General features: G+C 69.6%; 24 protein-coding genes and 1 pseudogene. 10 read left to right on the plus strand and 15 right to left on the minus strand.

Features of this window, described 5'->3' with window-relative positions:
* Positions 1-10 precede the first annotated feature (10 nt).
* The gene (gene leuS, locus HH310_RS06450; RefSeq protein WP_169174494.1) at positions 11-2,410 is read left to right on the plus strand and encodes a leucine--tRNA ligase; all 2,400 of its coding nucleotides are present in this window, start codon (positions 11-13) and stop codon (positions 2,408-2,410) included.
* Positions 2,411-2,488: 78 nt separating this feature from the next.
* On the opposite strand, the gene rdgB is transcribed toward leuS, so the two are convergent.
* The 4 genes from rdgB to HH310_RS06470 all read right to left on the minus strand — a co-directional run bounded on the left by rdgB (position 2,489) and on the right by HH310_RS06470 (position 6,197).
* Entirely contained in the window at positions 2,489-3,106 is a 618-nt protein-coding gene (gene rdgB / locus HH310_RS06455) for an RdgB/HAM1 family non-canonical purine NTP pyrophosphatase (RefSeq protein ID WP_169174495.1), read from the minus strand.
* Positions 3,103-3,831 carry a ribonuclease PH gene (gene rph / locus HH310_RS06460; protein ID WP_169174496.1) on the minus strand — a complete coding sequence of 243 codons (729 nt, stop codon included), beginning with the start codon at positions 3,829-3,831 and terminating at the stop codon, positions 3,103-3,105. The genes rdgB and rph overlap by 4 nt, the downstream gene beginning before the upstream one ends.
* 354 nt (positions 3,832-4,185) lie before the next feature.
* Complete coding sequence (locus HH310_RS06465; RefSeq protein WP_169174497.1) at positions 4,186-5,391, minus strand: glycosyltransferase; 1,206 nt, start codon at positions 5,389-5,391, stop codon at positions 4,186-4,188.
* Positions 5,392-5,450: 59 nt separating this feature from the next.
* On the minus strand, positions 5,451-6,197 hold the full coding sequence (locus tag HH310_RS06470; RefSeq protein ID WP_169174498.1) for an MBL fold metallo-hydrolase: 747 nt from the start codon (positions 6,195-6,197) through the stop codon (positions 5,451-5,453).
* A gap of 262 nt (positions 6,198-6,459) precedes the next feature.
* Here HH310_RS06470 and HH310_RS06475 point away from each other — a divergent pair, with 262 nt between their 5' ends.
* Positions 6,460-6,870, plus strand: a complete 411-nt coding sequence (locus HH310_RS06475) for a hypothetical protein (protein WP_312033876.1) — start codon at positions 6,460-6,462, stop codon at positions 6,868-6,870.
* Position 6,871: 1 nt separating this feature from the next.
* Here the strand turns inward: HH310_RS06475 and HH310_RS06480 are convergent, their stop codons facing one another.
* The 5 genes and pseudogenes from HH310_RS06480 to clpS all read right to left on the minus strand — a co-directional run bounded on the left by HH310_RS06480 (position 6,872) and on the right by clpS (position 9,595).
* Positions 6,872-7,837 (minus strand): PLP-dependent cysteine synthase family protein, encoded by a 966-nt coding sequence (locus HH310_RS06480; protein ID WP_169174499.1) that lies wholly within the window; start codon positions 7,835-7,837, stop codon positions 6,872-6,874.
* A 5-nt stretch (positions 7,838-7,842) separates the two neighbouring features.
* Positions 7,843-8,157, minus strand: coding sequence for a MoaD/ThiS family protein (locus HH310_RS06485; protein WP_169174500.1), 315 nt, complete (start codon positions 8,155-8,157; stop codon positions 7,843-7,845).
* A gap of 71 nt (positions 8,158-8,228) precedes the next feature.
* Positions 8,229-8,719: pseudogene (locus tag HH310_RS06490) on the minus strand (Mov34/MPN/PAD-1 family protein).
* A gap of 63 nt (positions 8,720-8,782) precedes the next feature.
* Positions 8,783-9,283, minus strand: a complete 501-nt coding sequence (locus HH310_RS06495; protein WP_169174502.1) for a DUF2017 domain-containing protein — start codon at positions 9,281-9,283, stop codon at positions 8,783-8,785.
* A gap of 21 nt (positions 9,284-9,304) precedes the next feature.
* Positions 9,305-9,595 carry an ATP-dependent Clp protease adapter ClpS gene (gene clpS, locus HH310_RS06500; protein WP_169174503.1) on the minus strand — a complete coding sequence of 97 codons (291 nt, stop codon included), beginning with the start codon at positions 9,593-9,595 and terminating at the stop codon, positions 9,305-9,307.
* 94 nt (positions 9,596-9,689) lie between these two features.
* Here clpS and HH310_RS06505 point away from each other — a divergent pair, with 94 nt between their 5' ends.
* The 5 genes from HH310_RS06505 (at position 9,690) to HH310_RS06525 (ending at position 14,521) form a co-directional block, all read left to right on the plus strand.
* The gene (locus HH310_RS06505) at positions 9,690-10,976 is read left to right on the plus strand and encodes a nicotinate phosphoribosyltransferase (RefSeq protein WP_169174504.1); all 1,287 of its coding nucleotides are present in this window, start codon (positions 9,690-9,692) and stop codon (positions 10,974-10,976) included.
* 12 nt (positions 10,977-10,988) lie between these two features.
* Positions 10,989-11,567: an isochorismatase family protein gene (locus HH310_RS06510; protein WP_169174505.1), complete on the plus strand. Its 579-nt coding sequence runs from the start codon at positions 10,989-10,991 to the stop codon at positions 11,565-11,567.
* Positions 11,568-11,625: 58 nt separating this feature from the next.
* Positions 11,626-12,906: an MFS transporter gene (locus HH310_RS06515; protein ID WP_169174506.1), complete on the plus strand. Its 1,281-nt coding sequence runs from the start codon at positions 11,626-11,628 to the stop codon at positions 12,904-12,906.
* 116 nt (positions 12,907-13,022) lie between these two features.
* Positions 13,023-13,343, plus strand: a complete 321-nt coding sequence (locus HH310_RS06520; protein WP_169174507.1) for a multidrug efflux SMR transporter — start codon at positions 13,023-13,025, stop codon at positions 13,341-13,343.
* A 443-nt stretch (positions 13,344-13,786) separates the two neighbouring features.
* Positions 13,787-14,521, plus strand: coding sequence for a TetR/AcrR family transcriptional regulator (locus HH310_RS06525; protein ID WP_169174508.1), 735 nt, complete (start codon positions 13,787-13,789; stop codon positions 14,519-14,521).
* Positions 14,522-16,340: 1,819 nt separating this feature from the next.
* On the opposite strand, the gene ctaD is transcribed toward HH310_RS06525, so the two are convergent.
* Complete coding sequence (gene ctaD / locus HH310_RS06530; RefSeq protein WP_169174509.1) at positions 16,341-18,098, minus strand: cytochrome c oxidase subunit I; 1,758 nt, start codon at positions 18,096-18,098, stop codon at positions 16,341-16,343.
* Between the two features lie 122 nt (positions 18,099-18,220).
* Entirely contained in the window at positions 18,221-19,336 is a 1,116-nt protein-coding gene (locus tag HH310_RS06535) for an FAD-dependent monooxygenase (protein ID WP_396027499.1), read from the minus strand.
* A gap of 129 nt (positions 19,337-19,465) precedes the next feature.
* On the opposite strand from HH310_RS06535, the gene HH310_RS06540 reads away from it, so the two are divergent.
* A complete protein-coding gene (locus HH310_RS06540) occupies positions 19,466-19,837 on the plus strand; it encodes a VOC family protein (RefSeq protein WP_211191863.1) in 372 nt (123 codons plus the stop codon).
* Here HH310_RS06540 and HH310_RS06545 read toward each other — a convergent pair.
* Positions 19,834-20,499: an AraC family transcriptional regulator gene (locus HH310_RS06545; RefSeq protein ID WP_169174512.1), complete on the minus strand. Its 666-nt coding sequence runs from the start codon at positions 20,497-20,499 to the stop codon at positions 19,834-19,836. The two genes, HH310_RS06540 and HH310_RS06545, sit on opposite strands and share 4 nt — an antisense overlap.
* 39 nt (positions 20,500-20,538) lie before the next feature.
* Between HH310_RS06545 and HH310_RS06550 the strand changes: the two genes are divergently transcribed.
* Both HH310_RS06550 and HH310_RS06555 read left to right on the plus strand, forming a co-directional pair.
* Positions 20,539-21,606, plus strand: a complete 1,068-nt coding sequence (locus tag HH310_RS06550) for a DNA polymerase ligase N-terminal domain-containing protein (protein ID WP_169174513.1) — start codon at positions 20,539-20,541, stop codon at positions 21,604-21,606.
* Positions 21,607-21,648: 42 nt separating this feature from the next.
* Complete coding sequence (locus HH310_RS06555; RefSeq protein WP_169174514.1) at positions 21,649-22,992, plus strand: MGH1-like glycoside hydrolase domain-containing protein; 1,344 nt, start codon at positions 21,649-21,651, stop codon at positions 22,990-22,992.
* Here the strand turns inward: HH310_RS06555 and HH310_RS06560 are convergent.
* From HH310_RS06560 to HH310_RS06570, 3 genes are read right to left on the minus strand one after another with little or no spacing between them, the layout of a single operon-like run.
* Positions 22,989-24,074, minus strand: a complete 1,086-nt coding sequence (locus HH310_RS06560; protein ID WP_169174515.1) for an S-(hydroxymethyl)mycothiol dehydrogenase — start codon at positions 24,072-24,074, stop codon at positions 22,989-22,991. The genes HH310_RS06555 and HH310_RS06560 overlap by 4 nt on opposite strands.
* A gap of 18 nt (positions 24,075-24,092) precedes the next feature.
* On the minus strand, positions 24,093-24,551 hold the full coding sequence (locus HH310_RS06565; protein ID WP_169174516.1) for a MarR family winged helix-turn-helix transcriptional regulator: 459 nt from the start codon (positions 24,549-24,551) through the stop codon (positions 24,093-24,095).
* 35 nt (positions 24,552-24,586) lie between these two features.
* Positions 24,587-26,281 (minus strand): EAL domain-containing protein, encoded by a 1,695-nt coding sequence (locus HH310_RS06570; RefSeq protein WP_169174517.1) that lies wholly within the window; start codon positions 26,279-26,281, stop codon positions 24,587-24,589.
* Positions 26,282-26,492: the final 211 nt, after the last annotated feature.

Raw genomic sequence — 26,492 nt, forward strand, 5'->3', positions numbered from 1 at the left:
CTTCGCGACCATGGCGGACTACGATTTCGACGCGATCCAGCAGCGGTGGCGGCCGGTGTGGGACCAGCTCGACCTGTTCGCGGCCGGGACGGGGACGGGCGAGCGGCGCTATCTGCTCGACATGTTCGCCTACCCGTCCGGCGATCTGCACATGGGACACGCCGAGGCGTACGCGTACGGGGATGCGATCGCCCGGTACTGGTTCCATCGCGGCTACGACGTGCTGCACCCGATCGGCTGGGACTCGTTCGGGCTGCCCGCCGAGAACGCGGCGATCCGGCGCGACCTGAACTCGGCCGACTGGACGTACGCGAACATCGAGACGCAGGCCGCGTCGTTCCGCCGGTACGCGACGTCGGTCGACTGGCGCGCCCGGCTGCACACCAGCGACCCGTCGTACTACCGGTGGACACAGTGGTTGTTCCTGCGGTTGTTCGAGCGGGATCTGGCGTACCGGAAAAGGTCCGCGGTCAACTGGTGCCCGGTCGACCAGACGGTGCTCGCCAACGAGCAGGTGATCGCCGGGCATTGCGAGCGCTGCGGCAACGAGGTCACCAAGCGCGACCTCACGCAGTGGTTCTTCCGGATCACCTCGTACGCCGATCGCCTGCTCGACGACATGGCCGGGCTGGAGGGGCACTGGGCGGCGCGGGTGCTGACCATGCAGCGCAACTGGATCGGGCGCTCGCCGGGGGCGTACCTGGACTTCGTCGCGGGCGACACCACGATCTCGGTGTTCACGACCCGGCCGGACACGGTTTTCGGGGCGACGTTCCTGGTGCTGGCGGCCGATTCCACACTGGCCGCGTCGTTGTGCACCGACGCGTTGCGGGACGAGTTCGAGGCGTACCGGGAACAGATCGGCCATGAGTCGGAGATCGACCGGATGTCGCCGGAGCGGGCCAAGACGGGGGTGTTCCTGGGGGTGTATGCGCGGCACCCGTTCAGCGGGGTGCGCGTGCCGATCTGGGCCAGCGACTACGTGCTGACCGGCTACGGCACCGGCGCGATCATGGGGGTGCCCGCGCACGATCAGCGTGACCTGGAGTTCGCCCGCGCGTTCGACCTGCCGGTGGTGCCGGTGAGCGCGGACTCGCCCGACGGTGCCGGGGCGACGCCGGCCGACGGGATGCGCGTCAACTCGGACTTTCTGGACGGGCTGATGCGCGACGCCGCGATCGAGCGGGTGGTCGAGGAGGCGGTGGCCCGCGGCGTGGGGCGGCCGGGCGTGAACTACCGGCTGCGGGACTGGCTGGTGTCGCGGCAGCGGTTCTGGGGCTGCCCGATACCGATCATCCACTGTCCCCGGTGTGGGAGCGTGCCCGTCCCGGACGATCAGCTGCCGGTGACGCTGCCCGACCTGCGCGGCGCCGACCTGGCTCCGAAGGGTGTGTCGCCGCTGGCCGCGGCCCGGGACTGGGTCGAGGTGTCCTGCCCGTCGTGCGACGGCCCGGCGACCCGGGACACCGACACAATGGACACTTTCGTCGACTCGTCCTGGTATTTCCTGCGATATTGCTCCCCGGCGTACGAGTCCGGACCCTTCGACCCGGCGGCGGTGGCTCGGTGGGCGCCCGTGGACCAGTACGTCGGCGGCATCGAGCACGCGATCCTGCACCTGTTGTACGCCCGGTTCTTCACGAAGGTGCTCAAGGACATCGGGCTGATCGACTTCGATGAGCCGTTCCGGTCGGTGCTCAACCAGGGTCAGGTCATCCTGAACGGCGCCGCGATGAGCAAGTCCAAGGGCAACATGGTCGACCTGGCCGAGCAGATCGACACGTACGGTGTGGACGCGGTACGCCTGACGATGCTCTTCGCCGGCCCGCCCGAGGACGACATCGACTGGGCGGACGTGTCGCCGTCGGGTTCGGTACGGTTCCTGACCCGGGTGCTGCGGCTGGCCGGCGAGGTGGCCGCGCCGCTCGGCACCGACCCCGCGCACGGCGACCCGGACCTGCGCCGGATCACGCACCGCCTGCTGCGCACGATCACCGAGCAGGTCGAGCAGCATCACTTCAACGTGGCCGTGGCCCGCACGATGGAGCTGACCAACGCGGCTCGCCGGATCGGGGCGGCCGACCCGGCCGTGCGCGAGGCCGCCGAGGCGATCGCGGTGGTGTTGTCGCTGTTCACGCCGTACGCCGCGGAGGAGATGTGGGCGCGGCTGGGCCACGCGCCCGGAATCGCCCGCGCCGGCTGGCCGGCGATCGACCCTTCGCTGGCGGCCGAGCCGACGGTGGTGTGCGCGGTCCAGGTCAACGGCAAGGTCCGCGCCCGGTTGGAGGTCCCGGCCGACATCTCCGCGGCCGAGTTGGAGACGCTGGCCCTGGCGTCCCCGGCGGCGCAGGGCGTGACCGTTGTCCGCACAGTCGTGCGCCCGCCCCGGCTGGTCAACCTCGTCGTCTGAGGCGCGGAGGTCAGCCCGCCGGGTGCCGCGCGGCGAGGTCAACCCGCCGGACGGCGCGCGAGGTCGGCCGATCAGAGGTCAGCCCGCCGGCAACTCTTTCGCGATCACCTTTGCCAGCTCTCGGAACGCCTTGCCCCGATGGCTGATCGCGTCTTTCTCCGCGGGGCTGAGCTCCGCATTCGTCCGGGTCTGGCCGTCGCCGAGGAAGATCGGGTCGTATCCGAAGCCGCCCTCGCCGCGCCGCTGCCGCAGGATCCGGCCGGTCTGGCGGCCCTCGACCAGGTGCTCGCGGCCGTTCGGCAGCACCAGCGCCGCCGCGCACACGAACGCGCCGCCGCGGTGGGCGTCGTCCACGTCGCCGATCTGCGCTAACACGAGATCGAGGTTGGCCGCGTCGTCGCCGTGCCGGCCGGCCCAGCGCGCGCTGAACACCCCGGGCATCCCGTTGAGCGCGTCCACCGCGATGCCCGAGTCGTCGGCCACGGTGGGCAGTCCGGTGCGCCGCACGCCCTCGCGGGCCTTGATCAACGCGTTCTCGCCGAAGGTCAGCCCGGTTTCCGGCACGTCGGGATAGTCCGGGAAGTCGGACAGCCCGACCAGCTCGATCCGGCTCGCCCCGAGCGCGAGGTCGAGAATGCGCTGCAGTTCGACAAGCTTTTTCTTGTTCGCCGTGGCGAGGAGCAGCCGTGCGCTCATGCCGCGAGCGCCTTCTGCTGCGCCGACGCGAGCTCCACACACCCGAGGACGGCCAGGTCGAGCAGCGCGTCCATCTGATCTCGGCGGAACACGCCGTTCTCCCCCGTGCCCTGCACCTCGACGAAGTCGCTCTCGCCGGTACAGACGACGTTCATGTCGACCTCGGCGGCGACGTCCTCGTCATACATCAGGTCGAGCCGCGGCTCGCCGTCGACGATGCCGACGCTGACCGCCTGGATCGAGCGGTGCATGACCCTCTCGATCTTGCCGGCCAGCGCCTTCCGCTCGGCCAGCCAGGTCACCGCGTCGTGCAGGGCGACATAAGCCCCGGTGATCGCCGCCGTCCGGGTGCCGCCGTCGGCCTGCAGCACATCGCAGTCGAGCACGATGGAATTCTCGCCGAGCGCCTTCAGGTCGATGCAGGCCCGCAGGCTGCGCCCGATCAGCCGGGAGATCTCCTGCGTGCGGCCGCCGACCTTGCCCTTGACGCTCTCGCGATCGCCGCGGGTGTTGGTGGCGCGCGGGAGCATCGCATACTCAGCGGTGACCCAGCCCAGACCGGAGCCCTTGCGCCAGCGCGGCACCCCCTCGGTGACGCTGGCGGTGCACAGCACACGGGTATTACCGAACTCGACGAGCACGGACCCCTCGGGGTGCATGCTCCATCGCCGCGTGAGGGTCACGGGTCGCAGCTGGTCGGCCGATCGGCCATCGGGTCGCGCCATGCCCGCAACCTTATGCGGAACCCGTCAGCGACGCTCAAACCGGTCCCCGCCCTGTGGATAACTCGAAGATCAACTTCCGGATTCCGTACGGGATCGCGAAAAGTGACGCATCGGGATTCCCGGCCGGGCGGTCCCTTACGGCCGCTTCTCGCCTCCGGCCGATGCGTTGCCCCCGAATTAATTCTTCGGCCGCGACGATCACCGATCCGAAAGGGACAGAAAGCTTAAGCAAGGCAGAAATCCGACAAATATGCGAATCGGCGCATGCGATATAGCCACGCGGCAATGGCCCGCTGCCTCGAAAAAGAGACAGAGGTCGATAACTGTTGCGATTACCTGGGGCTACGTCAGCGATTAGGCGTAACGCGGCGTGGTCGCGTCGTCGGGCGTCGCCGGACGCGGAACGGCCGGACGGAGGATGGCGCCGGGACCCTTCCGGGCGACGGCCGCGGCCACTTCGGGCAACGCGTGATGAGCCCGCAGAAAACCGTCCACAGCGCGCTGCCAGCCGAACTGCTCGGCGCGCTCACGAGCCGCCCGGCGGCGCTCCTTCGCCGGACGGTCGATCAACTGGCGGACACCCTCGGCGACGGCCTCCGCCGTGCCCGCGACCGCGACCCCGGCGTCGGCCACCACCTCGGGCAACGCGCTCGAAGCGTTGACCACCACGGGCGTACCACAGGCAAGGGCCTCGAGGGCCGCGAGGCCGAACGTCTCCACCGGGCCCGGCGCCACCACCACGTCGGCGCTGGCCAGCAGCGTCGCCACCGCGGACCGGTCGGCGATGTGCCCGGCGAACCGGACCGGCAGGCGCGCCGCGCGATAGGCCAGCGCGGTCCGCCTGGCGCCGTCTCCGGCGACAGCGAGCACCGCGGGCACCTTCTGGTTGCGCAGCACCCCGATCGCGTCCACGGCGAGCTCAGGGCGCTTCGCGGGGGACAGCCGGCTGCAGAAGACCACGAGCAACTCGTCCGGCCGGGCGAACCGCTCACGAACCGCCGGGTCGGCCCGGTCCGGGTGGAAGACATCGAGGTCGACGCCGAGCGGGACCTCGGTCAGATTTTCCACGCCGACGCGGCGGAACTCGTCGGCCGCGAACGCCGTCGTGCACAGGATCTGATCGAAATGCTCGGCGGTGCGCAGGTTGAGGTGGTCGGCGACCGAGTCACGCTTCGGGACGCCCCAGACGCCGAGCAGGCCGGCCAGGCTCTCGTGCGACACCATCATCGACCGGACGCCCCGGCGCCGCGCCCACAGGCCGGTCCAGCCGAGCGTGGCGCGATCGGAGACCTCGAGGCGGTCCGGCTCCAGCGACTCGAGCAGCTCGGCGAGCTTGCGGCGCCCGGTCATCACGCGATGACCGCCGGTGCGGGGAAGTGGCGCGCTGGGCATCGTGATGACCCGGCCCTGCGACGTCATCCGGTCGGTGCGCTCTCGTCCGGGAACGATCAGCACCGCCTCGTGGCCGGCCCGTTGGTATCCCTCGCCGAGGTTACGCAGCGCCGTTCGGAGGCCACTGGAATGCGTCGTCACGAAGTTGGCCAGGCGAACGATGCGCATGCAGCAACTCCAAGATCACGACCCGGTGGTGCGACAGCTCGCCCGATGGGGCCCCGGGCTCAGAGATCGTAGCGAGCACCCGGGCGCACGACCTCCACCGGCCCCGCGTAAGCGGCAACGGCGCCATCCACAATAGATGCCTCGCTGGCCCAAGCGGGAACGAGATGGGTCAGCAGAAGGCGCCCGACATCGGCCTTGGTGGCCGCCTCGCCCGCTTCACCCCCGGTGAGGTGCAGTCCGGGCGGATTGTTCGCACCGTCGACGTAACTAGCCTCACACAAAAACAGGTCCGCTCCGGCCGCCAGACGCACGAGCGGCTCGCACGGCGCGGTGTCCGAGGAATACGCCAGCACCCGGCCACCGTGCTCCACGCGTACGCCATAGGTCTCGATGGGGTGGTTGACGCGGTCGACCGTGATCGTGAATGGGCCGATCGGGAACGTGCCCGGCTGCAGCCCGTAGAACGTATAGACGTCGTCGAGCGGCTCGTTGTCCGCGCTGTACGCCGCGGAGATGCGCTCGGCGGCACCCAGCGGCGCGTAGACCGGCACCGGCGGCCGCGGCCCGGCCGGGTCGTAGCGGCGCACCACGATGTACGTGCAGGCGTCGAGCATGTGATCGCAGTGCAGATGCGTGAGCATGATCGCGTCAACGCTGTTCATGTCCGAATAACGCTGGAGCGCGGACAGTGAGCCCGAGCCGAAATCGATCAGCAGCCGGAAGCCCTCAGCCTCGACGAGGTAGGCGGAACAAGCCGACTCGGGGCCGGGAAAACTGCCGGCGCAGCCGAGGACGGTCAGTCGCATACGGGTCCCTCTGGCTCACGCTGGGTCGACCACGCCCCGCCCGACCGGTCCGTGGTGACGTCGTCAGACCAGTCATTCACGAGGCGAAGCGTACGCCGGGACCTGCGTGCCACGTAAACGTCTGATCGATTTGTCGCTAAATCGACAACGTACATCACATCATCGGTGACCTCGACCATTAGCGCATTTCCCGTTACGTCCGGTGAGTCGTTTCCGTTGCACAAAGTGAGGAACTCGCGAGACGGAACAGACGGAGGCACTTGTGACCACGGTCGAGCAAAGCCGCACCTCGCGTACCGAAGCAGTGGAGATCATGCCGTTCGGTGGCTGGGAGCGTACACCGGCAGCCGTCGTTTACGGCGAAGCTGAGACGCTTTTCCGGTTTCCGGCACCCGACGATCCGGCGCCCAGCACGGCCCGTTTGCTGACCATGTCGCTGTACTCGGCGGCGCTCGGTCTGGCCGGGGTCGGCGTGTCGGTCCGGGCATTCGTCACCGTGCTCGGCGGCGCCTCGGTCTGGTACGTGCCGGTGCTGGCGTTCCTCGGACTGGTCAGCGTGGCCCTGGCGGTGGGCTCGTTCTTGTCGATCCACCGCCCGGCCCTGCCGTGGCTGCTGCTGATGGCCGCCACCGGCCCGCTGGCGATCGATGTGATGATCGCCGTGATGTACTGACCTACGCCCAGAGCTGCCCGTCGAGGGCTTCCTCGGCGTCGTTGAGGGTGCCGACGTAGGCACCCGTCGACAGGTACTTCCAGCCGCCGTCCGCGACCACGAACGCCACGTCCGCGCGCTTGCCCGCCTTGACCGCCTCGTGGGCGACGGCGAGGGCCGCGTGCAGAATCGCGCCGCTGGAGAAGCCCGCGAAGATGCCCTCGACCTCGACCAGCTGGCGGGTCCGCAACACGGCGTCGCGCGTGCCGACGGAGAACCGCCGGTCCAGCACCGACGGGTCGTACAGCTCGGGGACGTACCCCTCGTCGATGTTGCGGAGTCCGTAGACCAGCTCGCCGTACCGCGGCTCGGCCGCGATGATCTGGATGCCCTCGACCTTTTCCCGCAGGTAGCGGCCGGTGCCCATGAGCGTGCCGGTGGTGCCGAGACCGGCCACGAAATGCGTGATCGTGGGCAGGTCGTGCAGCAGCTCCGGACCGGTAGTCTCGTAGTGCGCGCGGGCGTTGGCCGGGTTTCCGTACTGGAACAGCATCTTCCAGTCGGGGTGCTCGGTGGCGATCTGCTTCGCCGTCGCCACCGCCTGGTTCGAACCGCCCGCGGCCGGCGAGAAGATGATCTCCGCGCCGTACATGCGGAGCAGCTGGACCCGCTCGGCGGACACGTTCTCCGGCATCACGCAGACCAGGCGGTAGCCGCGGAGCTTGGCCACCATGGCGAGCGAGATCCCGGTGTTGCCGCTGGTCGGCTCGAGAATGGTGTCGCCCGGGCGCAGATGGCCGGATTCCTCGGCCTCGCGCACCATGAACAGGGCCGGCCGGTCCTTGATGCTGCCGGTCGGGTTGCGATCCTCCAGCTTGGCCCACAGCCGTACCGGCGGTGCCCCGTCGGGCACCGTCGGCGAAAGGCGGGGCAGGCCGACCAGCGGCGTGCCGCCACAGGCGTCCAGCAGGCTCTCGTAGCGAGCCATGACGGCTAGATTCCCAGGAACGCGGCCGCGGCCGCGAAGCCCAAGGCACCGCCGGCGACGGCCGGCAGGATGGTGATCGAGTCACCGTCGTTGAGCGTGGCGTCGAGCGAGCCGAGGAAGCGGACGTCCTCGTCGTTGACGTAGATGTTGACGAACCGGTGCAGGCCGCCCTCGGGCGTGAGAAGCCGGCCCTTGAGGCCGCCGTGCCGGGTGTCCAGGTCGTCGATCAGGGCGGTGAGCGTGCCGCCGGAACCCTCGACGATCTTGGCACCGCCGGTGTAGCTGCGCAGGATCGTGGGCACGCGAACTTCGATAGCCATGGTTATGAGGCTCCTACTGGTTGAGTCGATACAGCGGGTCGAACGTCGAATTGGCCGGATGAGGTCGTTTCTCAACGACACTCGTAGACGACCGACACGGGGCTCTGCCCGAACATGTACGACTGCACAGCGCTCGCAATCACGCTTCCACCGTCGCATCCACGATGTTGATCTCTTCCTCGGTCACCGCACCGTCCACGATGCGGAACGAGCGGATCTCCTCCGAGTCCGGCTCACGGGTCGAGACGAGCATGTAGTGCGCGCCCGGCTCACCGGCGAACGAGACGTCGGTCCGCGACGGGTACGCCTCGGTCGCCGTGTGCGAGTGATAGACGACGACCGGTTCCTCGTCGTTGTCGTCCATCTCGCGCCAGACCCGCAGCTGCTCCATCGAGTCGAACTCGTAGAACGTCATCGACCGCGCCGCGTTGTCCATCGGGATGAGACGTGTCGGCAGGTCGCTGCCGATGGGCCCGGCGACCACGCCACAAGCCTCGTCCGGGTGGTCCCGGCGAGCATGGGCCACGATCGCGTTGACGATCGCGCTGTCGATGGTCAGCACGCCAAACACCCTACCGTGCGTGTTATCGGGCCGTCTCAGGCCGGACAGTGGCCGTGACCACACCTACTCGATCTCGGGCAGCGCGTTCAGCAGCGATTCCTGCAGATAGCCCAGGTACGCGTAGACGCTGAGCTGGAAGACCCGGCTGGACCCGGGGTCGTGCAGCACGGCCTCGTCGAGCTCCTCGGCGAGGTCCGTGTCGGCCCGGATGTCCAGTCGCGTGCCCATGGCCAGCCGCGCGTCGTTGATCGCGCGCAGCCACGCCTCGGCGGCCTCCCCGTCCAGGCGTACCTCGCCCTCGCCCTCGTCCGGCAGAGCCGCCAGGATCGCACCGGCCTGATCGATCTTGCCGGTCTTGAGCTCGCCTTCGGTATACAGCCGGAACTCGGCGGAATCGTCCGGCCGTTCCGGATAGATGTCCGGGAACAGCCGTGAGACCACCGGGTCGGTGTGGTCCATACCGTCGGTCAGCAGACCGACCACCTCACCGGCGACCTTGCGCAGCACGCGCACCTCGTCGACCGCGAACGTGGCCACACACTGTCTGCCGTTGCGTCGGAACATCTGCCCTCTCCCCGCCGGTGCTCAGTCCCGGTCCACCGTCGCCCAAAGACCGTATCCGTGGAGCTGATTGGCGTCCATCTCCATGCGCTCGCGAGCGCCGGACGTGACGACCGCTTTGCCCTTGTTGTGCACGTCGAGCATCAACGCCTCGGCTTTCTCCCGGCTGTAGCCGAAGAGCTTCTGAAACACCCAGGTCACGTACGACATGAGATTCACCGGATCGTCCCAGACGATCGTGACCCACGGCCGATCGACGGCCGGTGCTTCCTCGACCTCCGGCGTCTCGACGGGAGCGACCTGTGGCAACGCCATGCCCCCCATGGTGCCACCGGATTCGCCGCATCGGTGAACCGGAACGCCGATCCGCAGGTCAATGCACCCTTCGTAAGGGGCATAGGGTGGTCTCGTGAACTCCTTCGCTCCCGCGTTGATGACCGACCAGTACGAGCTGACCATGATCAGCGCAGCCCTGCGGGACGGCACCGCGGACCGGCACTGCGTCTTCGAGGTCTTCGCGCGGCGGCTGCCCATCGGCCGGCGCTACGGGGTGGCGGCGGGCCAGGGCCGGCTGGTCGAACTGGTCCGCGACTTCCGGTTCACCGCGGCCGAGATCGACTTCCTGCGCGACGCCGGGATCGTCGACCCGCCCACCGCCGACTGGCTGGCGTCCTACCGCTTCACCGGCGACATCGACGGGTACGCGGAGGGCGAGCTCTTCTTCCCCGGTTCGCCGATCCTCACGGTGTCCGGCACGTTCGCCGAGTGCGTGCTGCTGGAGACGCTGGTGCTGTCGGTGCTGAATCACGACTCGGCGATCGCGGCGGCGGCGGCCCGGATGGTGACCGCGGCGCGCGGCCGGCCGATCATCGAGATGGGGTCGAGGCGTACGCACGAGGACGCCGCCATCGCCGCGGCCCGCTCGTCGTACCTGGCGGGTTTCGCCTCCACCTCGAACCTCGCGGCCGGCGCCCGCTACGGCATCCCCACCACGGGCACGTCGGCGCACGCGTTCACGCTGCTGCACGACGACGAGTCGACGGCGTTCGCGTCCCAGGTGGCGGCGCTCGGCAAGAACACGACACTGCTCGTCGACACGTACGACATCGCGCAGGGCATCCGCAACGCGATCGCGGTGGCCGGGACCGACCTGCGGGCCATCCGGATCGACTCGGGCGACCTGTCGGTGCTCGCCCAGCACTCCCGCGAGCTGCTCGACTCCCTCGGCGCCACCGAAACGAAGATCATCGTCTCCGGCGACATGGACGAGTACTCGATCGCGGCGCTGGCTGCGGAACCGGTCGACATGTACGGCGCGGGCACGGCGGTGGTCACCGGGTCGGGCGCGCCGACCGCCGGGCTGGTCTACAAGCTGGTCGAGGTCGACGGCAAGCCGGTGGTCAAGCGCTCCGAGCACAAGGCCACGGTGGGCGGCCGCAAGACCGCGGTCCGCCGGCACAAACCGACCGGCACGGCCACCGAGGAGGTCGTGGTGTCGCAGGGCGTGCCCGACCGCGAGCCCAACGACCGCCTCCTTCAGCAGCCCCTGGTCACCAACGGTGAGATCGTGGACCAGGCGACCCTCGCGCGGTCGCGGGAACACCTCCGCGAATGCCTGATCTCGATACCGTGGGAGGGGCTCAAGCTCTCGGCCGGCGACCCGGCCATTCCCGTCACCATCGTCCCGACCGCATAGGGGTTGGTTCCCGTGTCTCGCGCGTTGATCATCGTCGACGTCCAGAACGACTTCTGCGAGGGCGGTTCGTTAGCCGTGGCCGGCGGCGCCGCGGTCGCCGCCGGCATCTCGCTGGTCTTATCCGGTACGCCCGAGCGGTGGGACCACGTGGTCGCCACCAAGGACTGGCACATCGATCCGGGCGGCCACTTCAGCGACCACCCCGACTACCTGGACACCTGGCCCACGCACTGCGTCGTCGGCTCCACCGGGGCCGACTTCCATCCCGAGCTGCAGACCTCCCGGATCGAAGCGATCTTCCACAAGGGTGAGCACGCGGGCGCGTACTCGGGCTTCGAGGGCCACACTTCACAGGGCGAGGAGCTCGCCACCTGGTTACGGTCGCGGGACGTGACCGAGGTCGAGGTGGTCGGCATCGCGACCGACCATTGCGTACGCGCGACCGCGCTCGACGCCAAGGGCTTCGGCTTCGACACGACGGTCCTGCTGGATCTCACCGCCGGGGTGTCCGACGGCACGACGCAGGCCGCGCTCAAGGAGTTCGAGACGGCAGGCATTTCCACCTCCGGTACGCCCGTGGTGGCCCCCTAATCACTTTGGTTTTTGTCGTACCCCCATAGCAGGATGTCGTTCGGAGGTCAGGAACGACATGCTGCTCAAGCCTTACCGCGAAACGCTCGCCCTGCCCGGCATCAAGTCGCTGCTGGCGGTGGCGACGCTGGCGCGCATCCCGATCGCGGCCGGCGCCGTCGTGGTCACCCTGCATGTCGTCACCGACCTGGGCCGGGGCTACGGCGCCGCCGGGCTGGTCGGCGCCGCCCTGACCATCGGCGGGTCGGTCGGCGCCCCGGTGATGGGCCGCCTGATCGACCGCCGGGGCCTGCGCCCGGTGCTGTTGCTGACCACGATCGCCGAGGTCATCTTCTGGACCATCGCGCAGTCCCTGCCGTATTGGCCGTTGCTCGCGCTGTCGCTGCTGGGCGGCTTCCTGGCGTTGCCGGCCTTCTCGGTGGCCCGGCAGTCGATCGCCGCGCTGAGCCCGGAAGAGCATCGATTACCCGCCTTCGCGCTCGACTCGATGACCACGGAGCTCAGCTTCATGGCCGGGCCGGCCCTGGGCGTGCTGATCGCCACCGGCGTCAACCCGCGCGCGGCCATGCTGACGCTCGCCGCCGGCATCCTGCTGGCCGGCGTGGGGCTGTATAGGCTGAACCCGCCGATCCGCGCCGCCCACGAGGCCCCGATCGCCGCCGGCGAGCACGTGTCCCGCCGCACGTGGCTACGCCCCCGCTACGTCGCCGTCCTGGCCGTGACGATGGCCGCGACCCTGGTCCTCTCCGGCACCGACGTCACGGTGGTCGCCGTCCTCCGGGAGAACGGCGAGGTCGGCTGGACCGGCTTGGTGATGTCGTTGTGGGCGTTCTACTCGCTGCTGGGCGGCTTCGCGTACGGCACGCTGCACCGGCGCCTCTCCCCCGTGACGCTGCTGGCGCCGATGGCCGTCCTGACGATCGCCGTCTCGCTGGGCGGCGCCCACTGGTGGCTGCTCGCCATCCTGCTGCTGCCGTGCGGCGCCCTGTGCGCTCCGACGATCACCGCCACCGCCGACGCCGTCTCCCGCATGACGCCCGCCTCGGCGCGTGGCGAGGCCATGGGTTTGCATAATTCGTCGCTGACCGCCGGGGTGGCTCTGGGCGGCCCGCTGGCCGGTCTGGCCGCCGACTCGCTGGCCCCCGTGTGGGGTTTCGCCGCCGTCGGCGGGGTCGGCGCGCTGATCGCGTTGGCCGTGCTGCCGGCCGAGTTGCGCCGCTCCGCTTCCCCGCAGCCGCCGATCCCCAGCCAGCCCACGCCCGAGGCGGTCGCCGACGCACTGCAGACGGGCGCCGCCGGCCCCGCCGACCAGTTCCCGACGTCGGCCGGCCGCACCTGATCTTGTTTACTGTGCGTTTGCTTCCAAACACGAAGTGACAGACGTAACTCTTTGCAGGCCGCCACCCATCTTGTACGTTCGTACTTGTACGGACGTACAAGACCGGGGAGGCAACCGTGGCATACGTTTTCCTCCTAGGCGCGATCAGTGCCGAGGTCGTGGCAACCAGTCTGCTCAAGTCAACAGATGGATTCACCCGCCTGTGGCCCACCGTGGCGGTGCTCGGCGGCTACGCGATCTCCTTCGTGGCGCTGTCCCAAGCTGTCAAGGGCGTACAGGTCGGCGTCGCATACGCGGTGTGGTCCGCACTGGGCACCGCCGCGATCGTCGGCATCGGAGCAATATTCCTGGGAGAGCCCATCACTTTGGTCAAGACGATCGGCGTAAGCCTGATCATCGCCGGCGTGGTAACCCTCAACCTGGGCGGCGCCCACTGATGCCCACCACCGACACCCCGCCCCCGACAAGCCAGCCCGTCCCCACCCGCGCGGCCCCCCACCGCGCCGGCAAGCACTAATGCCCACCAGGCAAGCCCCCCGCACCCCCACCCGCGCGCCCCACCAGGCCGCCCGGCGCCGCCCGACGCCAGGCGCAGGGGGCTCGCGCGCCCCCTACCACCGCGAAAGCCCGCTCACCCCCGCCCCCGCCCCCGCGAAACGCCTGCTCGCCCCCGGCACCCCGAAAGCCAGCTCGTCCCCCGCTATCGCGAAATGCCTGCTCGTCCCCCGCAGCGTGAAGAGCCTGTTCGTCCCCCGCACCGCGAAAAGCCTGCTCGTCCCCGGCACCGCGACCCGCAACCGGGTAGGTGCTCCCTAATGCCTACCGAAAAAAGCCTGCTCGTCCCCGGCACCGCGACCCGCAACCGGGTAGGTGCCGCCTAATGCCTCCTTACCCCACCCCCCGGGTGGGCGGCTCCGACTCGCAAACCCCCATCGAGCCGGAGTCGCCCACCACCCCGGGAAGTGCGCGTAAGCGCGCCGGCGCGGAAACCCCGGCCGGGTCCGAACCGCGGGAAGCGACAGCGCCCGGCACCGCCGACCCGGCCACTCGGGAGCGACGGGTTCAGCGGGCACGCGATCCGGAAGCGCGCAAGCGAGCCCTGGCCGACGCGGTCATCGAGATCGTCGCGGAGGTAGGCATCGGCCGGACCACCCACCGCGCCGTAGCCGCACGTGCCGGCCTCCCGCTGGGCGCCACCACGTACTACTTCCCCACACTGGACGATTTGATCGCCGCTGGCCTGGCCCAGGCAACCGACGCCATGACCGCCGACCTGCACTCGTGGGATGAACGCCTACGGTCAACACCCGACCTGGCCAAAGCTCTCGTCGAACTGGTAGCCGAATACCTGATCGACCGCCGACGGGTCCAAATCGAGTACGAGCTCTACGTGGCCGCCGCCCGCGACGTCGAACTCCGCTCCTTCGCCCTGGCCTGGCTCGACGGCCTCAACGACCTCCTGGTCCCCCGGGTAGGCCTCGACGCCGCCCAAAACATCTCAGCCTTGGTCGACGGCGCAATGATCCAGTCCGTAGTAACCGGCAAGCCCTTGAACGAGCCCCTCCTGACAGCCGCCATCAAGCAGCTGACCCCACCAGCCCCCTCCCCAACCTGACCCCACCGCCCGCAACCCGACGACCAGCAACCAGCTCGCCCGCCCGGTCCGGCGTTGCGATCGCGGTTGCCTGCGCCGGTGGCAGGTCGCCGCCCGGCGCCCCGGTCCGGCGTCGCGATCGCGGTTGCCCGCGCCGGTCGCAGGTCGCCGCCCGGCGCCCCGGTCCGGCGTCGCGATCGCGGTTGCCCGCGCCGGTCGCAGGTCGCCGCCCGGCGCCCCGGCACGGCCCCTCGCCTTCGCGCGGACCGCACGAGCCACGCGACGGCGCGGGCCACGCAGACGGCAAGTCGCCGGGTAGGCGGTGCGCCGCGGCCCATGCCACGCATATCCGAAATTTCCGATGCTGGCCCGACCGACTGGGCACGCAAGGCACCGCCGGGGCCGCCGGTGGCAGGTGGGGCGTCGAAGGCCCGATGGGTCCGCCGGAGACCCGATGCGTCCCGGCGCAGACCCGATGCGTCCCGGCGCAGACCCGATGCGTCCCGGCGCAGACCCGATGCGTCCCGGCGCACACCCGATGCGTCCCGGCGCACACCCGATGCGTCCCGGCGCACACCCGATGCGTCCCGGCGCAGACCCGATGGGTCCCGGCGCAGACCGGTGAGCCCGGCGCCGACCGGGGCCAGCCCCGCCGCGCGCGGCGCTTCCATTTCGTGGGACCGGCGACCGCCTACTGAGACCGGCGACCACGTTCTGGACGCGGCGTCCGCGATGTGAGACCGTCGTCCATTGTGGAGGGACGGTTTGCCAGAAAATATGGCTTTCGCCCAGCGGGCTTTCCCGGCCGGGCGCGAACCTTGGAGAGTTATGGCTCGTATGTGGGCGCAAGTTTCCAAGGTTCACAAAAGTCCACGATGTGACGGCTATGTCCATATAGCGGGACGGCCAGCTCGCGCGAGCGGCACGGCCAGCTCGCGCGAGCGGCACGGCCAGCCCACGCTCGGCCCGCTGATCGACGCGGCCTGGGCCGCGGCGGCGAGCAGCACGTTTGAGGCAAGTGGATCATGCGCAAGCCTGACGATCGCCGCAGGCGCAGCGGTCCGGGTTGCTTGATCAGGCGGCCGAACGGCCCCGGGCCGCTCATCAAGATGGCCGAAACGGTGAGCCACCGCCAGGCACAAGGTAGCCACCCGGCCCGGCCAAGCAGCCAGCCAAGAGCGAGCCACCACCAGGCAAAAGATGATCGCCCAGCTCAGCCCGGCACCCAGACCCAAGCGACCACCCGCCGACCGCGACGCGACCGACCAGCCCAACCCGGCACCCCAGACGCAAGCGACCACCCGCGAGCCGGGACGCGACCGCCCAGCCCAACCCGGCACCCAGACCCAAGCAACCACCCGCTAGCCGGGAGGCGACCGACCAGCCCAACCGGCACCCAGACGCAAGCAACCACCCGCTAGCCGGGAGGCGACCGACCAGCCCAACCGGCACCCAGCTGCGAGTAAGCCACCGCCCAGGCGTGACATGCTGAGCGCAAGGCGGCACGGTTCGCTCCCTTAACCCACCACCCAGATCTGCCCGCAGAAACTGAAAGGCAAAGGCCGACCCCAGCGCGGCAGCCGGATCATTCACCGCAAGGGGACCGGCCAGGCCAGCCATGCACGAAGCAGCGAGAAAGCCACCGCTCAGCCGCCACCTGACACCATGCAAGGTGGGGGGACGAGGGTGCCCCATCACGGCATAAAAGCGATCCACCAAGCCGTGATGGGGCACCCTCGTCCCCCCACCGTCCAAGCGTGAGAAAGCCGTGACAGCCCCAAGGGCGAACAGCAAAACGGCCCGCCCCCAAACAGCGGGGAGCGGGCCGGAAAGGCTGCGACTAATGGTCGCGCGGGTCGGAGATGTCCTCGTGGTACGAAGCGCCACCGTCGGAATCGCGGGTCAAAACCCGCGCCCCACCCTCAGGCGGCCCGGCAATCGACTGCTCCCCGGCGGCCAGCTCGGGGAACTTCGCGTCGAAGGCCGGCCGCTCGGAGCGGATCCGGGGCATGCGGTCGAAGTTGCGGAGCGGCGGCGGTGAGGACGTGGCCCACTCGAGGGAGTTGCCGTGGCCCCACGGGTCGTCGACCGTCACGACCTGGCCGGTCTTGTACGACTTCCACACGTTGTAGATGAACGGCAGCGTCGACAATCCGAGGACGAAGGAGCCGATCGTCGAGAACGTGTTCAGGAACGTGAAGCCGTCGCTCGGCAGGTAGTCAGCATACCGGCGGGGCATGCCCTCGGTGCCGAGCCAGTGCTGGACCAGGAACGTGCCGTGGAAGCCGATGAACGTCAGCCAGAAATGCACCTTGCCCAGCCGGTCGTCGAGCATTCTGCCGAACATCTTCGGGAACCAGAAATATATGCCCGAGAACACCGCGAACACGATCGTACCGAACAGCACGTAGTGGAAGTGGGCGATCACGAAGTACGAGTCGGAGACGTGGAAGTCGATCGGCGGGGCCGCGAGCAGCACGCCGGAGAGGCCACCGAAGAGGAACGTGACCAGGAAGCCGATCGCGAACATCATCGGTGTCTCGAAACTTATCTGGCCCCTCCACATCGTGCCGATCCACACGAAGAACTTCATGCCGGTCGGCACCGCGATGAGGAAGCTCAGGAAGCTGAAGAACGGCAGCAGCACCTGGCCGGTCACGAACATGTGGTGGGCCCACACGGACATCGACAGCGCGGCGATCAGCAGGGTCGCGGCGACCAGGCCCTTGTAGCCGAAGACCGGCTTGCGGCTGAACACCGGGATGACTTCGGTGATGATGCCGAAGAACGGCAACGCCACGATGTACACCTCGGGATGGCCGAAGAACCAGAAGAGGTGCTGCCAGAGCAGTGGACCGCCGGTATTCACGTCGAAGACGTGGGCGCCGAGGATGCGGTCGGCGGCGAGGGCGAACAGCGCGGCCGCGAAGAACGGGAAGACCATGACCACCAGCAGGCTGGTGACCAGGATGTTCCACGTCAGGATCGGCATGCGGAACATCGTCATGCCCGGCGCGCGCAGCGTCAGGATCGTGGTGATCATGTTGACGCCGCCGAGGATGGTGCCGAGTCCGGACAGGGCCAGGCCGACCACCCAGAGGTTTCCGCCCATGCCGGGCGAGTGCAGCGAGTCGCTCAGCGGCGTGTATGCGAACCAGCCGAAGTCGGCCGCGCCGCCCGGCGTCACGAAGCCGCTGATCGTCGTTATACCACCGAACAGGTACAGCCAGTAGGCGAACGAGTTAAGCCGCGGGAACGACACATCCGGCGCGCCGATCTGGATCGGCACCACGAAGTTCGCGAAGGCGAAGACGATGGGCGTCGCGAAGAACAGCAGCATGATCGTGCCGTGCATCGTGAACAGCTGGTTGTACTGCTCCGGCGAGAGGAACTGCATGCCCGGCCGAGCAAGCTCGGCGCGCATCAGCAGTGCCATCAGGCCACCCAGCATGAAGAACACGAAGGCCGTGATCATGTACATGATCCCGATCTGCTTCGCGTCCGTCGTGCGCAGGATCCTGGCGATCGCCGAACCCTTGACCTGCCGTCGGACCGGATAGGGCCTGGTCACGATCGGCTTAGGCGCAACGGTCGTCACGGATAGCCTCCGTCGTCTCGTTCGTACCGCTCGGCACGTCTTGATCTAGTAGGCGTACCTCGCAGGCAGAATAGTCCCCCACGGACCCTGTCCGGGCGCGGGGTTACCAAAGAGGTCTTCGCCTATAGCGGCTGTACGAGCTCGCGATAGTGCTCGGCGAAGATCCGCAGGCCGCGACGACGGAGCATCGGATCCCGCAAGGCGGGCGGAACATCACGTGTGCGGTCGCGCTCCCTGGTACGGTCACGAACTTCTCCGCACCGAGGTCGGCGGCGGTTTTCGTACGCCCGCAGGGCCGCCCCCACGTCCTCCGGGGACTTGCGCAGCTCGTCGGCGAGCACCACCGCGTCCTCGAACGACATCGCGGCCCCCTGGGCGAGCGTCGGCGCCGTCGCGTGTGCGGCGTCACCGACCAGCACGACCGGCCCGCGCGACCACGTGTCGAGGACCACTTCATCGGTGCGGGCGACCGACACCGTCTCCATCGCGTCCAGGATCGCCGGCACCGGCCCGCCGAAGGCCCCGAACTGGTCGCGCAGGTGCGCGAGCGGATCCGCGGGGTTCGGCGCGTCCGGCGCCGTCTCGTCGATATAGCAGTACTGCTTGCGCCCGCCCATCGGCATCGCCACGAAGGACGACCGGCGCCCGAGCAGCGCCGTCCAGTCGCTGAGCGGCGGGCCCCCGGCGACCACCGAGCGGTAGACGATCTGTCCGGTCGGGACCGCCGGACCGCCCAGCCCGGACTTGGCCCGGATCGTCGAACGCCGCCCGTCCGCCCCGACGACCAGGTCGTACTCGGCGACCCCGCCGTCCGAGAACTCCACCTTGGCGGCGCTGTCGAAGACCTCCAGATCCCGTACGCCGGTCTCGTAGCGCACCTCGCCGCCGACTCCGGTGAGCAGGACCTGCTGCAGGTCGGCCCGGGACAGCGCGCGGGACTCGCCGACCCCGGCCCAGAGCCCGGCGACGTCCATCTCGAACAGCCCGCGCCCGCGCGAGTCGAGGAACACCTGCCGGAAGATGAGGTCGCCGAGCGGCCGAAGCGGGGCGTCGAGCCCGAGCTGGCGCAGGGCGCGTGCGGCGTTCCCGGGGAGATAGATGCCGGCACCCGGCACGGTGCTGGCCGGTAGCGCTTCGACGACATCGGGCCGATAGCCGGCGAGCCGCAAGGAACGAGCCACGGCCAGACCGGCGATACCGGCGCCCACCACGAGGATGCGCAACCTCATCGCTGCAATGCCTCCCACCGGTCGGACACGCGTCGGAGCCAAGACACTACCCCGAGCCACGAGATCGGGAAACCCGCGATCATCGACGCGTCCGATATGTTCAAGACGACCATGCTTTCCCCCAGTAGCGTCGACGGCATGTCACCAACCTTCGATGCAATCGGCCTGGCGGTGGCCGACATGGCAACCTCCCTGAAGTTCTATCGGCGGCTCGGCTTGGACATCCCGGCCGAGAGCGATCACGGGCCGCACGCCGAGGCCACGCTGCCCGGCGGCATCCGGCTGATGTTCGACGCGCAACCCGATTCGGCCGGGCCGAAGAACGGTCCGAGCCTGGCCTTCCTCTGTGAACACGCGAGCGAGGTCGACAAGGTTTACGCCGACCTGTCAGATGCCGGATATGTCACCACGAGGGCGCCCTGGGACGCCGAATGGGGACAGCGTTACGCGGTGCTGAAAGACCCGGACGGTTACCAGGTCGAACTGTTCGCCTGGCTGCCGAAGAGCTAGACGGCCAGCAGCGCACCCAGCGGGACGCCGGCCATCGCCCGCACCTCACGGGCGAGATGGGCCTGGTCGGCGTATCCCGCGTCGGCCGACACGGCGGCGAACGGCTGCCCGTCACGCGCGAGCGCGACCGCCCGCTGCAACCGGTAGACCCGATGCAGGACCTTCGGTCCGTACCCGAACGCGAGATTGCTTCGCCGTTGCAGCTGGCGGGCGCTCAGCTCGAGCCGCTCGGCAATCGCCCCGACCGGCAGCCCGCGCCGCGCGGCCCCGGCGAGCGCGACCATCGCCCGATCCGGCTCCCGCCAGCGCCGTGCCGCGGCGGCCTCGAGCGCGGCCAGCGGGTCGGCCGCCTCGGCGAGCCGGCGCACCGCGGCCGCGGGCCACAAACTGTCCAGCGGCACCTGAGCATCGACGAGCTCGGAGGCCGGCACGCCGAGCACGCCCGGGCCGGTACCCGACCCGAACCGCAGCGCGAAGCACCGGGTGCCCACCGGCATGGCGGACACCTGGGCCGTCGTGTCCGGACCCGCGACGAAGACCGTGCCGTCGCGCCAGATGATGTCGAGGCAGCCGTCCGGCAGGATGCGTTTCCGCTCGCCCGCTCGAGCCGAACTCCACCAGGCGACCACGTGCGGCAGCATCGACGCTCGTTCGTCGTACATGAGTTCACCCTGCCAGAGGGGTACGACAAGAATGAACCCATGACGGACCGGCTCGACGAATACCGCCGCAAGCGAGACGCCGCGCGCACCCCCGAGCCGATCCCGGACAGCCACCCCGCCGAGACCCAACGGCAGCGCTTCGTCATCCAGCAGCACCACGCCCGCAGCCTGCACTGGGACGTGCGTCTGGAACGCGACGGCGTCCTGGTCAGCTTCGCCGTCCCGCGCGGTCTCCCGCGCGACCGCGAGCGCAACAACCTGGCCAAGCACACCGAGGACCACCCGCTGGAGTATCTGGTCTTCGACGGCGAGATCCCGGCCGGCGAGTACGGCGGCGGCCGGATGACGATCTTCGACAGCGGCACCTACGAAACCGACAAGTGGCGCGACGACGAGATCGGCGTGACCTTTCACGGCGACCGCACCAACGGGCGGTACATCTTCTTCCAGACCGACGGCGCGGACTGGATGGTCCGCCGGATGGACCCGCCCGAACCCGGCTGGGAACCGATGCCCGACCGGATAAGCCCCATGCTCGCCGTCGAAACCGAGGCACTGCCCGCCGATGACGACGAGTGGGCGTACGAGATGGGCTGGGGTGGGCGCCGGGTCGAGGCGTACGTGAGCGGTGGCCGGGTGCGTCTGCTCGACGCGAGCGGGACCGATGTGACCAGCTGGTATCCGGAGGTCCGGGCGATGGGTCCGGCGCTCGCGCCGACCGAGGCCGTGCTGGACGGCGAGATCGTGGCGTTCGACGGCGCGCGACCCGACGCCCGGCTGCTGGAGAGGCGCACGGCGCCGAGGGACGCGGCGGCGGCGAGACGGGCGGCCGAGCGGACCCCGGTGCAGTTTCTGGCGTACGACCTGTTGTGGCTGGAGGGGCACGCGACAGCGGAACGGGTCCGTTACGCGGAGCGACGGGAGTTGCTCGAAGGTCTCGGCATCGAAGGTCCGAATTGGCAGACCCCGCCGTATTTTCCCGGAGGCGGAGAATTCGCGGTGGAAGCAGCACGCGCGCAAGGTTTGCCCGCCGTGGTGGCGAAGCGCCTGGACTCGCCATACCTCCCCGGCCAACGGAGCCGGCTGTGGCGGAGAGTAACGTCGTAAGCGTCTGCGCCGCTCCCCGTTCATCTACGATTCACAATTGAGATGTCTGCAGAACTCTGGAATTCCGCTGCCCACGTCCTCGACGACAACTGGTCCGGCGACCACATGGTCCCGTCCCGCCGCCTCTACCCCCACCAATGGAGCTGGGACACGGCCTTCATCGCCGTCGGCCTGGCCTATGTGAACCCCAGCCGCGCCTGGCGCGATCTCCGCAGCCTGTTCGAGGCCCAGTGGCCGGACGGCCGGGTGCCGCACATCGTGTTCGACCCGGCCACCCCGGAGAACAACTATTTCCCCGGCCCCGCGTTCTGGGACGTCCCGGCGTACGGCCGGCGCCCGGCGCACGGCAGCACCGGCATCGTCCAGCCGCCGCTGCACGCGGTCGCCGCCTGGGAGGTCTACCGGCACGCGTCGGCGCACGGCGCGACCTGCGCGCACGAGGCGCGCATCGAGCTGGAGTGGCTCTACCCGAGGCTGGTCGCGCAGCAGGAATACCTGCTGGTCAGCCGGAATCTCAGCGGCTCCGGGCTGGCCGCCATCGTGCACCCGTGGGAGTCCGGTCTGGACAACAGCCCGGCCTGGGACGCCGCGATGGCCAACGTGCCGGCCGACATGTCGCTGCTGGCCACGCACAGACGGCGAGACCTGGAGGTCGCCGACGCCACGCACCGGCCGACCGACGTGGACTACGCGCGGTACATCGGTCTCGTGATCAGCTATCGCGACGAGGGCTACTCGGACAGCGCCCGGCACGCGTTCGCGGTGGAGTGCCCGTCGTTCAACACGATCCTCGCCTCGGCCGAGCTCGCGCTCGCGCAGATCGCCGGTGAGCTGGGCATGCCGGCCGAGGCGGACGCGCACCGCGAGCGGGCGCACCGGATCACCACGGCCATCGTCAAGCACCTGCGGAACCCGGCGACCGGCACGTTCCACGCGCGGGACGTGCGCACCGGCACCCTCAGCCCGGAGCATTGCGTGAGCGGGCTGATCCCGCTGATGCTGCCGGATCTGGACCCCGAGCACGTCGAGGCGATCGTGGCCGAGGCCCGCTCGCCGCGGTTCGGCCTGCCGGAGCAGACCGAGCTGCCGGTGCCCAGCTACGACCGGACGGCGCCCGGCTTCGACACGCTGCGGTATTGGCGCGGCCCGATCTGGATCAACATGAACTGGCTGCTGCGCCGCGGCCTGCTCGTGCACGGCCGGATGGACGAGGCCGAGGACCTGCGCACCGCGATGATGCGGCTGGTGCACCGCAACGGCCACTTCGAGTATTTCCACCCGATCAGCGGGAAGGGCCTCGGCGCGCCGGCGTTCAGCTGGACCGCGGCCCTCGCCCTGGACCTGCTGGCGGACAGGTCGGTGCCCGCCTACGCGAGAGCGGCCTAGAGGACGACCACCGAGCGGAGCACGCCGCCGGTGGTCATCCGGGCGAACGCGTCCTCCACGTCGTCCAGCGTGATCTCCTCGGAGACGAACGCGCCCAGGTCCAGGCGGCCCTGCAGGAACAGCGACGTCAGCATCGGGAAGTCCCGGGTCGGCAGGCAGTCGCCGTACCAGCTGGACTTCAGCGCCCCGCCGCGCGCGAACACCTCCAGCAGCGGCAGCTCCAGCTTCATGTCCGGCGTCGGGACGCCGACCAGCACCAGCGTGCCGGCCAGATCACGGGCATAAAAGGCTTGCTCGTACGTCTCCGGGCGCCCCACCGCCTCGATCACGACGTCCGCCCCGAAGCCCCCGGTCAGCTCCCTGATCGAGGCGACGACGTCGGCCGACCTCGCGTTGACCGTGTGGGTGGCCCCGAACTTGCGCGCCCACTCGAGCTTCTGGTCGTCGGTGTCCACCGCGATGATCGTCGTAGCGCCGGCCAGCTGCGCCCCCACCACGGCCCCGTCCCCGACCCCGCCGCAGCCGATCACCGCGACCGAGTCGCCCCGGGTCACGCCGCCGGTGTTGAGCGCCGCCCCGATCCCGGCCATCACACCGCAGCCGAGCAATCCCACCGCGGCGGCGCGGGCCTGCGGATCGACCTTTGTGCATTGTCCGGCGGCGACCAGCGTCTTCTCGGCGAACGCGCCGATCCCGAGCGCCGGCGTCAGCACCGTGCCGTCCTCCAGCGTCATCTTCTGCTTGGCGTTGTGCGTCGCGAAGCAATACCACGGTTTGCCCCGTAAGCAGGCACGACAGGTGCCGCAGACGGCCCGCCAGTTCAGGACCACGAAGTCGCCCGGCGCGAGTCCGGTGACGTCCGGGCCGACCGACTCGACCGTCCCGGCCGCCTCGTGCCCGAGCAGGAACGGGTAGTCGTCGGTGATGCCGCCATGCCGATAGTGCAGGTCGGTGTGGCACACCCCGGATGTCTGGATCTTGACGACGGCCTCGCCGGGACCCGGGTCGGGCACCAGGATCGTCGTCGTCTCCACCTTGGCGCCCTTGTCACGGGCGATCACGCCACGCACTCGCTGAGTCATTCACACAGGTTAAGACCGTCAAACATCCAACGGAGACTCCAGCAGCGACTCGGCCACCTTCGCGAGCTGCCGCACCTGGGCCGCGGTGAGCCGGTCGAACACCAGCTTCTGCACCGCTTCCGCGTGCCCGGGCGCGGAGTCGACCACCTTGTCGTAGCCGAGGTCGGTCAGCACCGCGATCTGCACCCGGCCGTCGCCGGGATCGCGCTCGCGGCGCACCCACCCCTGGCCCTCCAGCCGCGCCACCACGTGCGACAGGCGGGACAGTGAGGCGCTCACCTTCTTGGCCAGCCGGCTCATCGCCAGCCGCCGGTCGGGGCGCTCGGAGAGGGTGGACAGCACGATGTACCCCATGTGGGTCAGCCCGGCGTCACGCTGCAGCTGTGTCTCAAGCGCCGCCGGGACCTTGACGAGCACCTCGACGAACTGACGCCATGTCTGCTGTTGGTCGTCGCTCAACCACCGCGGCTGGTCCATGTAGGAAGGTTAATGGTCGACGCAATCGAAGACCCTCACCGGTGGGGCAGCAGCACCGGGGACGGCTTGCCGATCAGGTAGCCCTGGACGTAGTCGACGCCCAGCTCCCGCAGCAGGCGCAGGGTGGGCTCGTCCTGGACGAACTCGGCCACGGTCCGGATCCCGTACGCCTGGCACACCTGCACCAGGGCGCGCACGAGCACCTGGTCCTGCGGATTGTCCACCAGGTCGACCACGTACTCGCCGTCGATCTTGACCAGGTCGATCGGGAAGATCCGCAGGTAGCGGAACGACGCGTAGCCCGAGCCGAAGTCGTCCAGCGCGAGCTCGCAGCCCAGGTCGCGGATCCGGTCCGCGAAGCGGCGCGCCTCGCTCAGGTTGCCGATCAGCGCCGTCTCGGTGATCTCGAAGGTGAGCTGTTCGGGCTTCACGCGGTACTCGTCGATCAGCCGGACCACCTCGTCGGTGAGCCGCGGATCGCCGACCGAGCGGCCGGACAGGTTGATCTGCAGGGCCCTGTCCGGCTGGTCGGCGGCGAGCTGCATGGCCCGCTCCACGACCCACAGGTCGATGTCGTAGACGGCGTCCAGCCGCTCGGCCGTGTCCAGCACCTGCGTCGGCGATTGCGGCCCGTACGCCTCGTCGAGCACCCGCAGCAGCAATTCGTGCCGGGTCACCTCGTTGGTCTGCAGTTCCAGGATCGGCTGGGCGTACAGCGTGAACCGGTCGGTGCCGAGCGCGTCGGCGACCCGGCTGCGATACGACCCCTGCCGATCGCGCACCGGCACCGGATGAGCGATCGTGGTGAGCGTCTTGTCCGATTCGCGCGACTCGCGCCAAGCGTGCTCGGCGTCGATGAGCAGCTCGTGGCTGCCCGCCTCGCCGTCCGGAGTGAATCGGACCAACCCGCCCCAGGCCAGCGCGTGCAGCCACGTGTCCGGCAGCACGAACGTCTGCGACCGCACCGCCTCGACCAGCAGCTCGGCCTCCCGGCGGGCCATCGGCCAGGAGACGCCGGCCAGCAGCAGGCCGATCTCGTTGGCGCCGACCCGGCCGACCTGGGCGCTCTGCTGGGCCACGCCCTCCAGCACCCGGGCGGCGCGGTGCAGCAGGTCGGCGTTGCGATCCGGGCGCGCGGTGTCGTCCTCGCCTCCGTTGCGGTCCGGCTGCACCCGGATGACCAGTACGGCGCCGCCGCCCCGGCGCTGGGCGCGGTCGATCTCGTCGGCGAAGCGGGCCCGGGTGAGCAGTCCGGTGGCCGGGTCCGGGTCGATCAGCGTGGACTGCACGGTCTCGCCGCGGCGGGCCAGCCGGGCGACCTCGCGACGGGCACGCTCGCGGGCGGTCACGTCGGCGACCGTGCCGCGGATGCCGCGGACCGTGCCGTCCGGGCTCTTGACCGGCTCGAACCGGCAGTCGACGTCGAACCAGCCGCCGTCCGCGCGCATCAGCCGCAAGGTCGTCTGCACCGGCTCGCGGCTGGTCCAGGCCTGGGTGATCGCGCCGAGCGCCTTCGCGTGGTCGTCGCGGTGCACGTACCGGGCGAGGACCTTGCGGCTGACCTCGTCCTGGTGCGGCGGCTCGCCGATCATCGCGCGCAGCGCGCCGGACCAGACGATCTGATCGCCGGCCGCGGTGTACGAGAACCACGCCGGGCCCCGGTCCTCGGCCGGTTGCCGTGGCTCCGGGAGGGCAGGCTGAAGCCGCGGGCGCTCCTCGGGTGCCGCCATGCGTCCGCCACCTCCCCCCGGACCGTGTTGAAACCCCTCGACTATTACGACCCGTCACGGGCCCGATATAACAGTGGACGCGCGCATCAATGTTTTGAGCGCTTCCCCAACAAAATCCTCAAGTGCAGGTCCTCGCCCGATCAGAGTAGGGAATTAACCGATCGGATGACCACTGCGCTGCGTAGTTTTGGACGTGGAATATCGTCATCTC

Source organism: Actinoplanes sp. TBRC 11911 (assembly GCF_012933445.1).
Taxonomy (GTDB): Bacteria; Actinomycetota; Actinomycetes; order Mycobacteriales; family Micromonosporaceae; genus Actinoplanes.

Coding starts and splice junctions, on each gene's coding strand:
- leuS (WP_169174494.1), top strand. CDS start 11: ATGGCGGACTACGATTTCGACGCGATCCAGCAGCGGTGGCGGCCGGTG.
- rdgB (WP_169174495.1), bottom strand. CDS start 3,106: ATGAGCGCACGGCTGCTCCTCGCCACGGCGAACAAGAAAAAGCTTGTC.
- rph (WP_169174496.1), bottom strand. CDS start 3,831: ATGGCGCGACCCGATGGCCGATCGGCCGACCAGCTGCGACCCGTGACC.
- HH310_RS06465 (WP_169174497.1), bottom strand. CDS start 5,391: ATGCGCATCGTTCGCCTGGCCAACTTCGTGACGACGCATTCCAGTGGC.
- HH310_RS06470 (WP_169174498.1), bottom strand. CDS start 6,197: ATGCGACTGACCGTCCTCGGCTGCGCCGGCAGTTTTCCCGGCCCCGAG.
- HH310_RS06480 (WP_169174499.1), bottom strand. CDS start 7,837: ATGGCTCGCTACGAGAGCCTGCTGGACGCCTGTGGCGGCACGCCGCTG.
- HH310_RS06485 (WP_169174500.1), bottom strand. CDS start 8,157: ATGGCTATCGAAGTTCGCGTGCCCACGATCCTGCGCAGCTACACCGGC.
- HH310_RS06495 (WP_169174502.1), bottom strand. CDS start 9,283: ATGTTCCGACGCAACGGCAGACAGTGTGTGGCCACGTTCGCGGTCGAC.
- clpS (WP_169174503.1), bottom strand. CDS start 9,595: ATGGCGTTGCCACAGGTCGCTCCCGTCGAGACGCCGGAGGTCGAGGAA.
- HH310_RS06515 (WP_169174506.1), top strand. CDS start 11,626: ATGCTGCTCAAGCCTTACCGCGAAACGCTCGCCCTGCCCGGCATCAAG.
- HH310_RS06525 (WP_169174508.1), top strand. CDS start 13,787: ATGCCTCCTTACCCCACCCCCCGGGTGGGCGGCTCCGACTCGCAAACC.
- HH310_RS06540 (WP_211191863.1), top strand. CDS start 19,466: ATGTCACCAACCTTCGATGCAATCGGCCTGGCGGTGGCCGACATGGCA.
- HH310_RS06545 (WP_169174512.1), bottom strand. CDS start 20,499: ATGTACGACGAACGAGCGTCGATGCTGCCGCACGTGGTCGCCTGGTGG.
- HH310_RS06550 (WP_169174513.1), top strand. CDS start 20,539: ATGACGGACCGGCTCGACGAATACCGCCGCAAGCGAGACGCCGCGCGC.
- HH310_RS06555 (WP_169174514.1), top strand. CDS start 21,649: ATGTCTGCAGAACTCTGGAATTCCGCTGCCCACGTCCTCGACGACAAC.
- HH310_RS06560 (WP_169174515.1), bottom strand. CDS start 24,074: ATGACTCAGCGAGTGCGTGGCGTGATCGCCCGTGACAAGGGCGCCAAG.
- HH310_RS06565 (WP_169174516.1), bottom strand. CDS start 24,551: ATGGACCAGCCGCGGTGGTTGAGCGACGACCAACAGCAGACATGGCGT.
- HH310_RS06570 (WP_169174517.1), bottom strand. CDS start 26,281: ATGGCGGCACCCGAGGAGCGCCCGCGGCTTCAGCCTGCCCTCCCGGAG.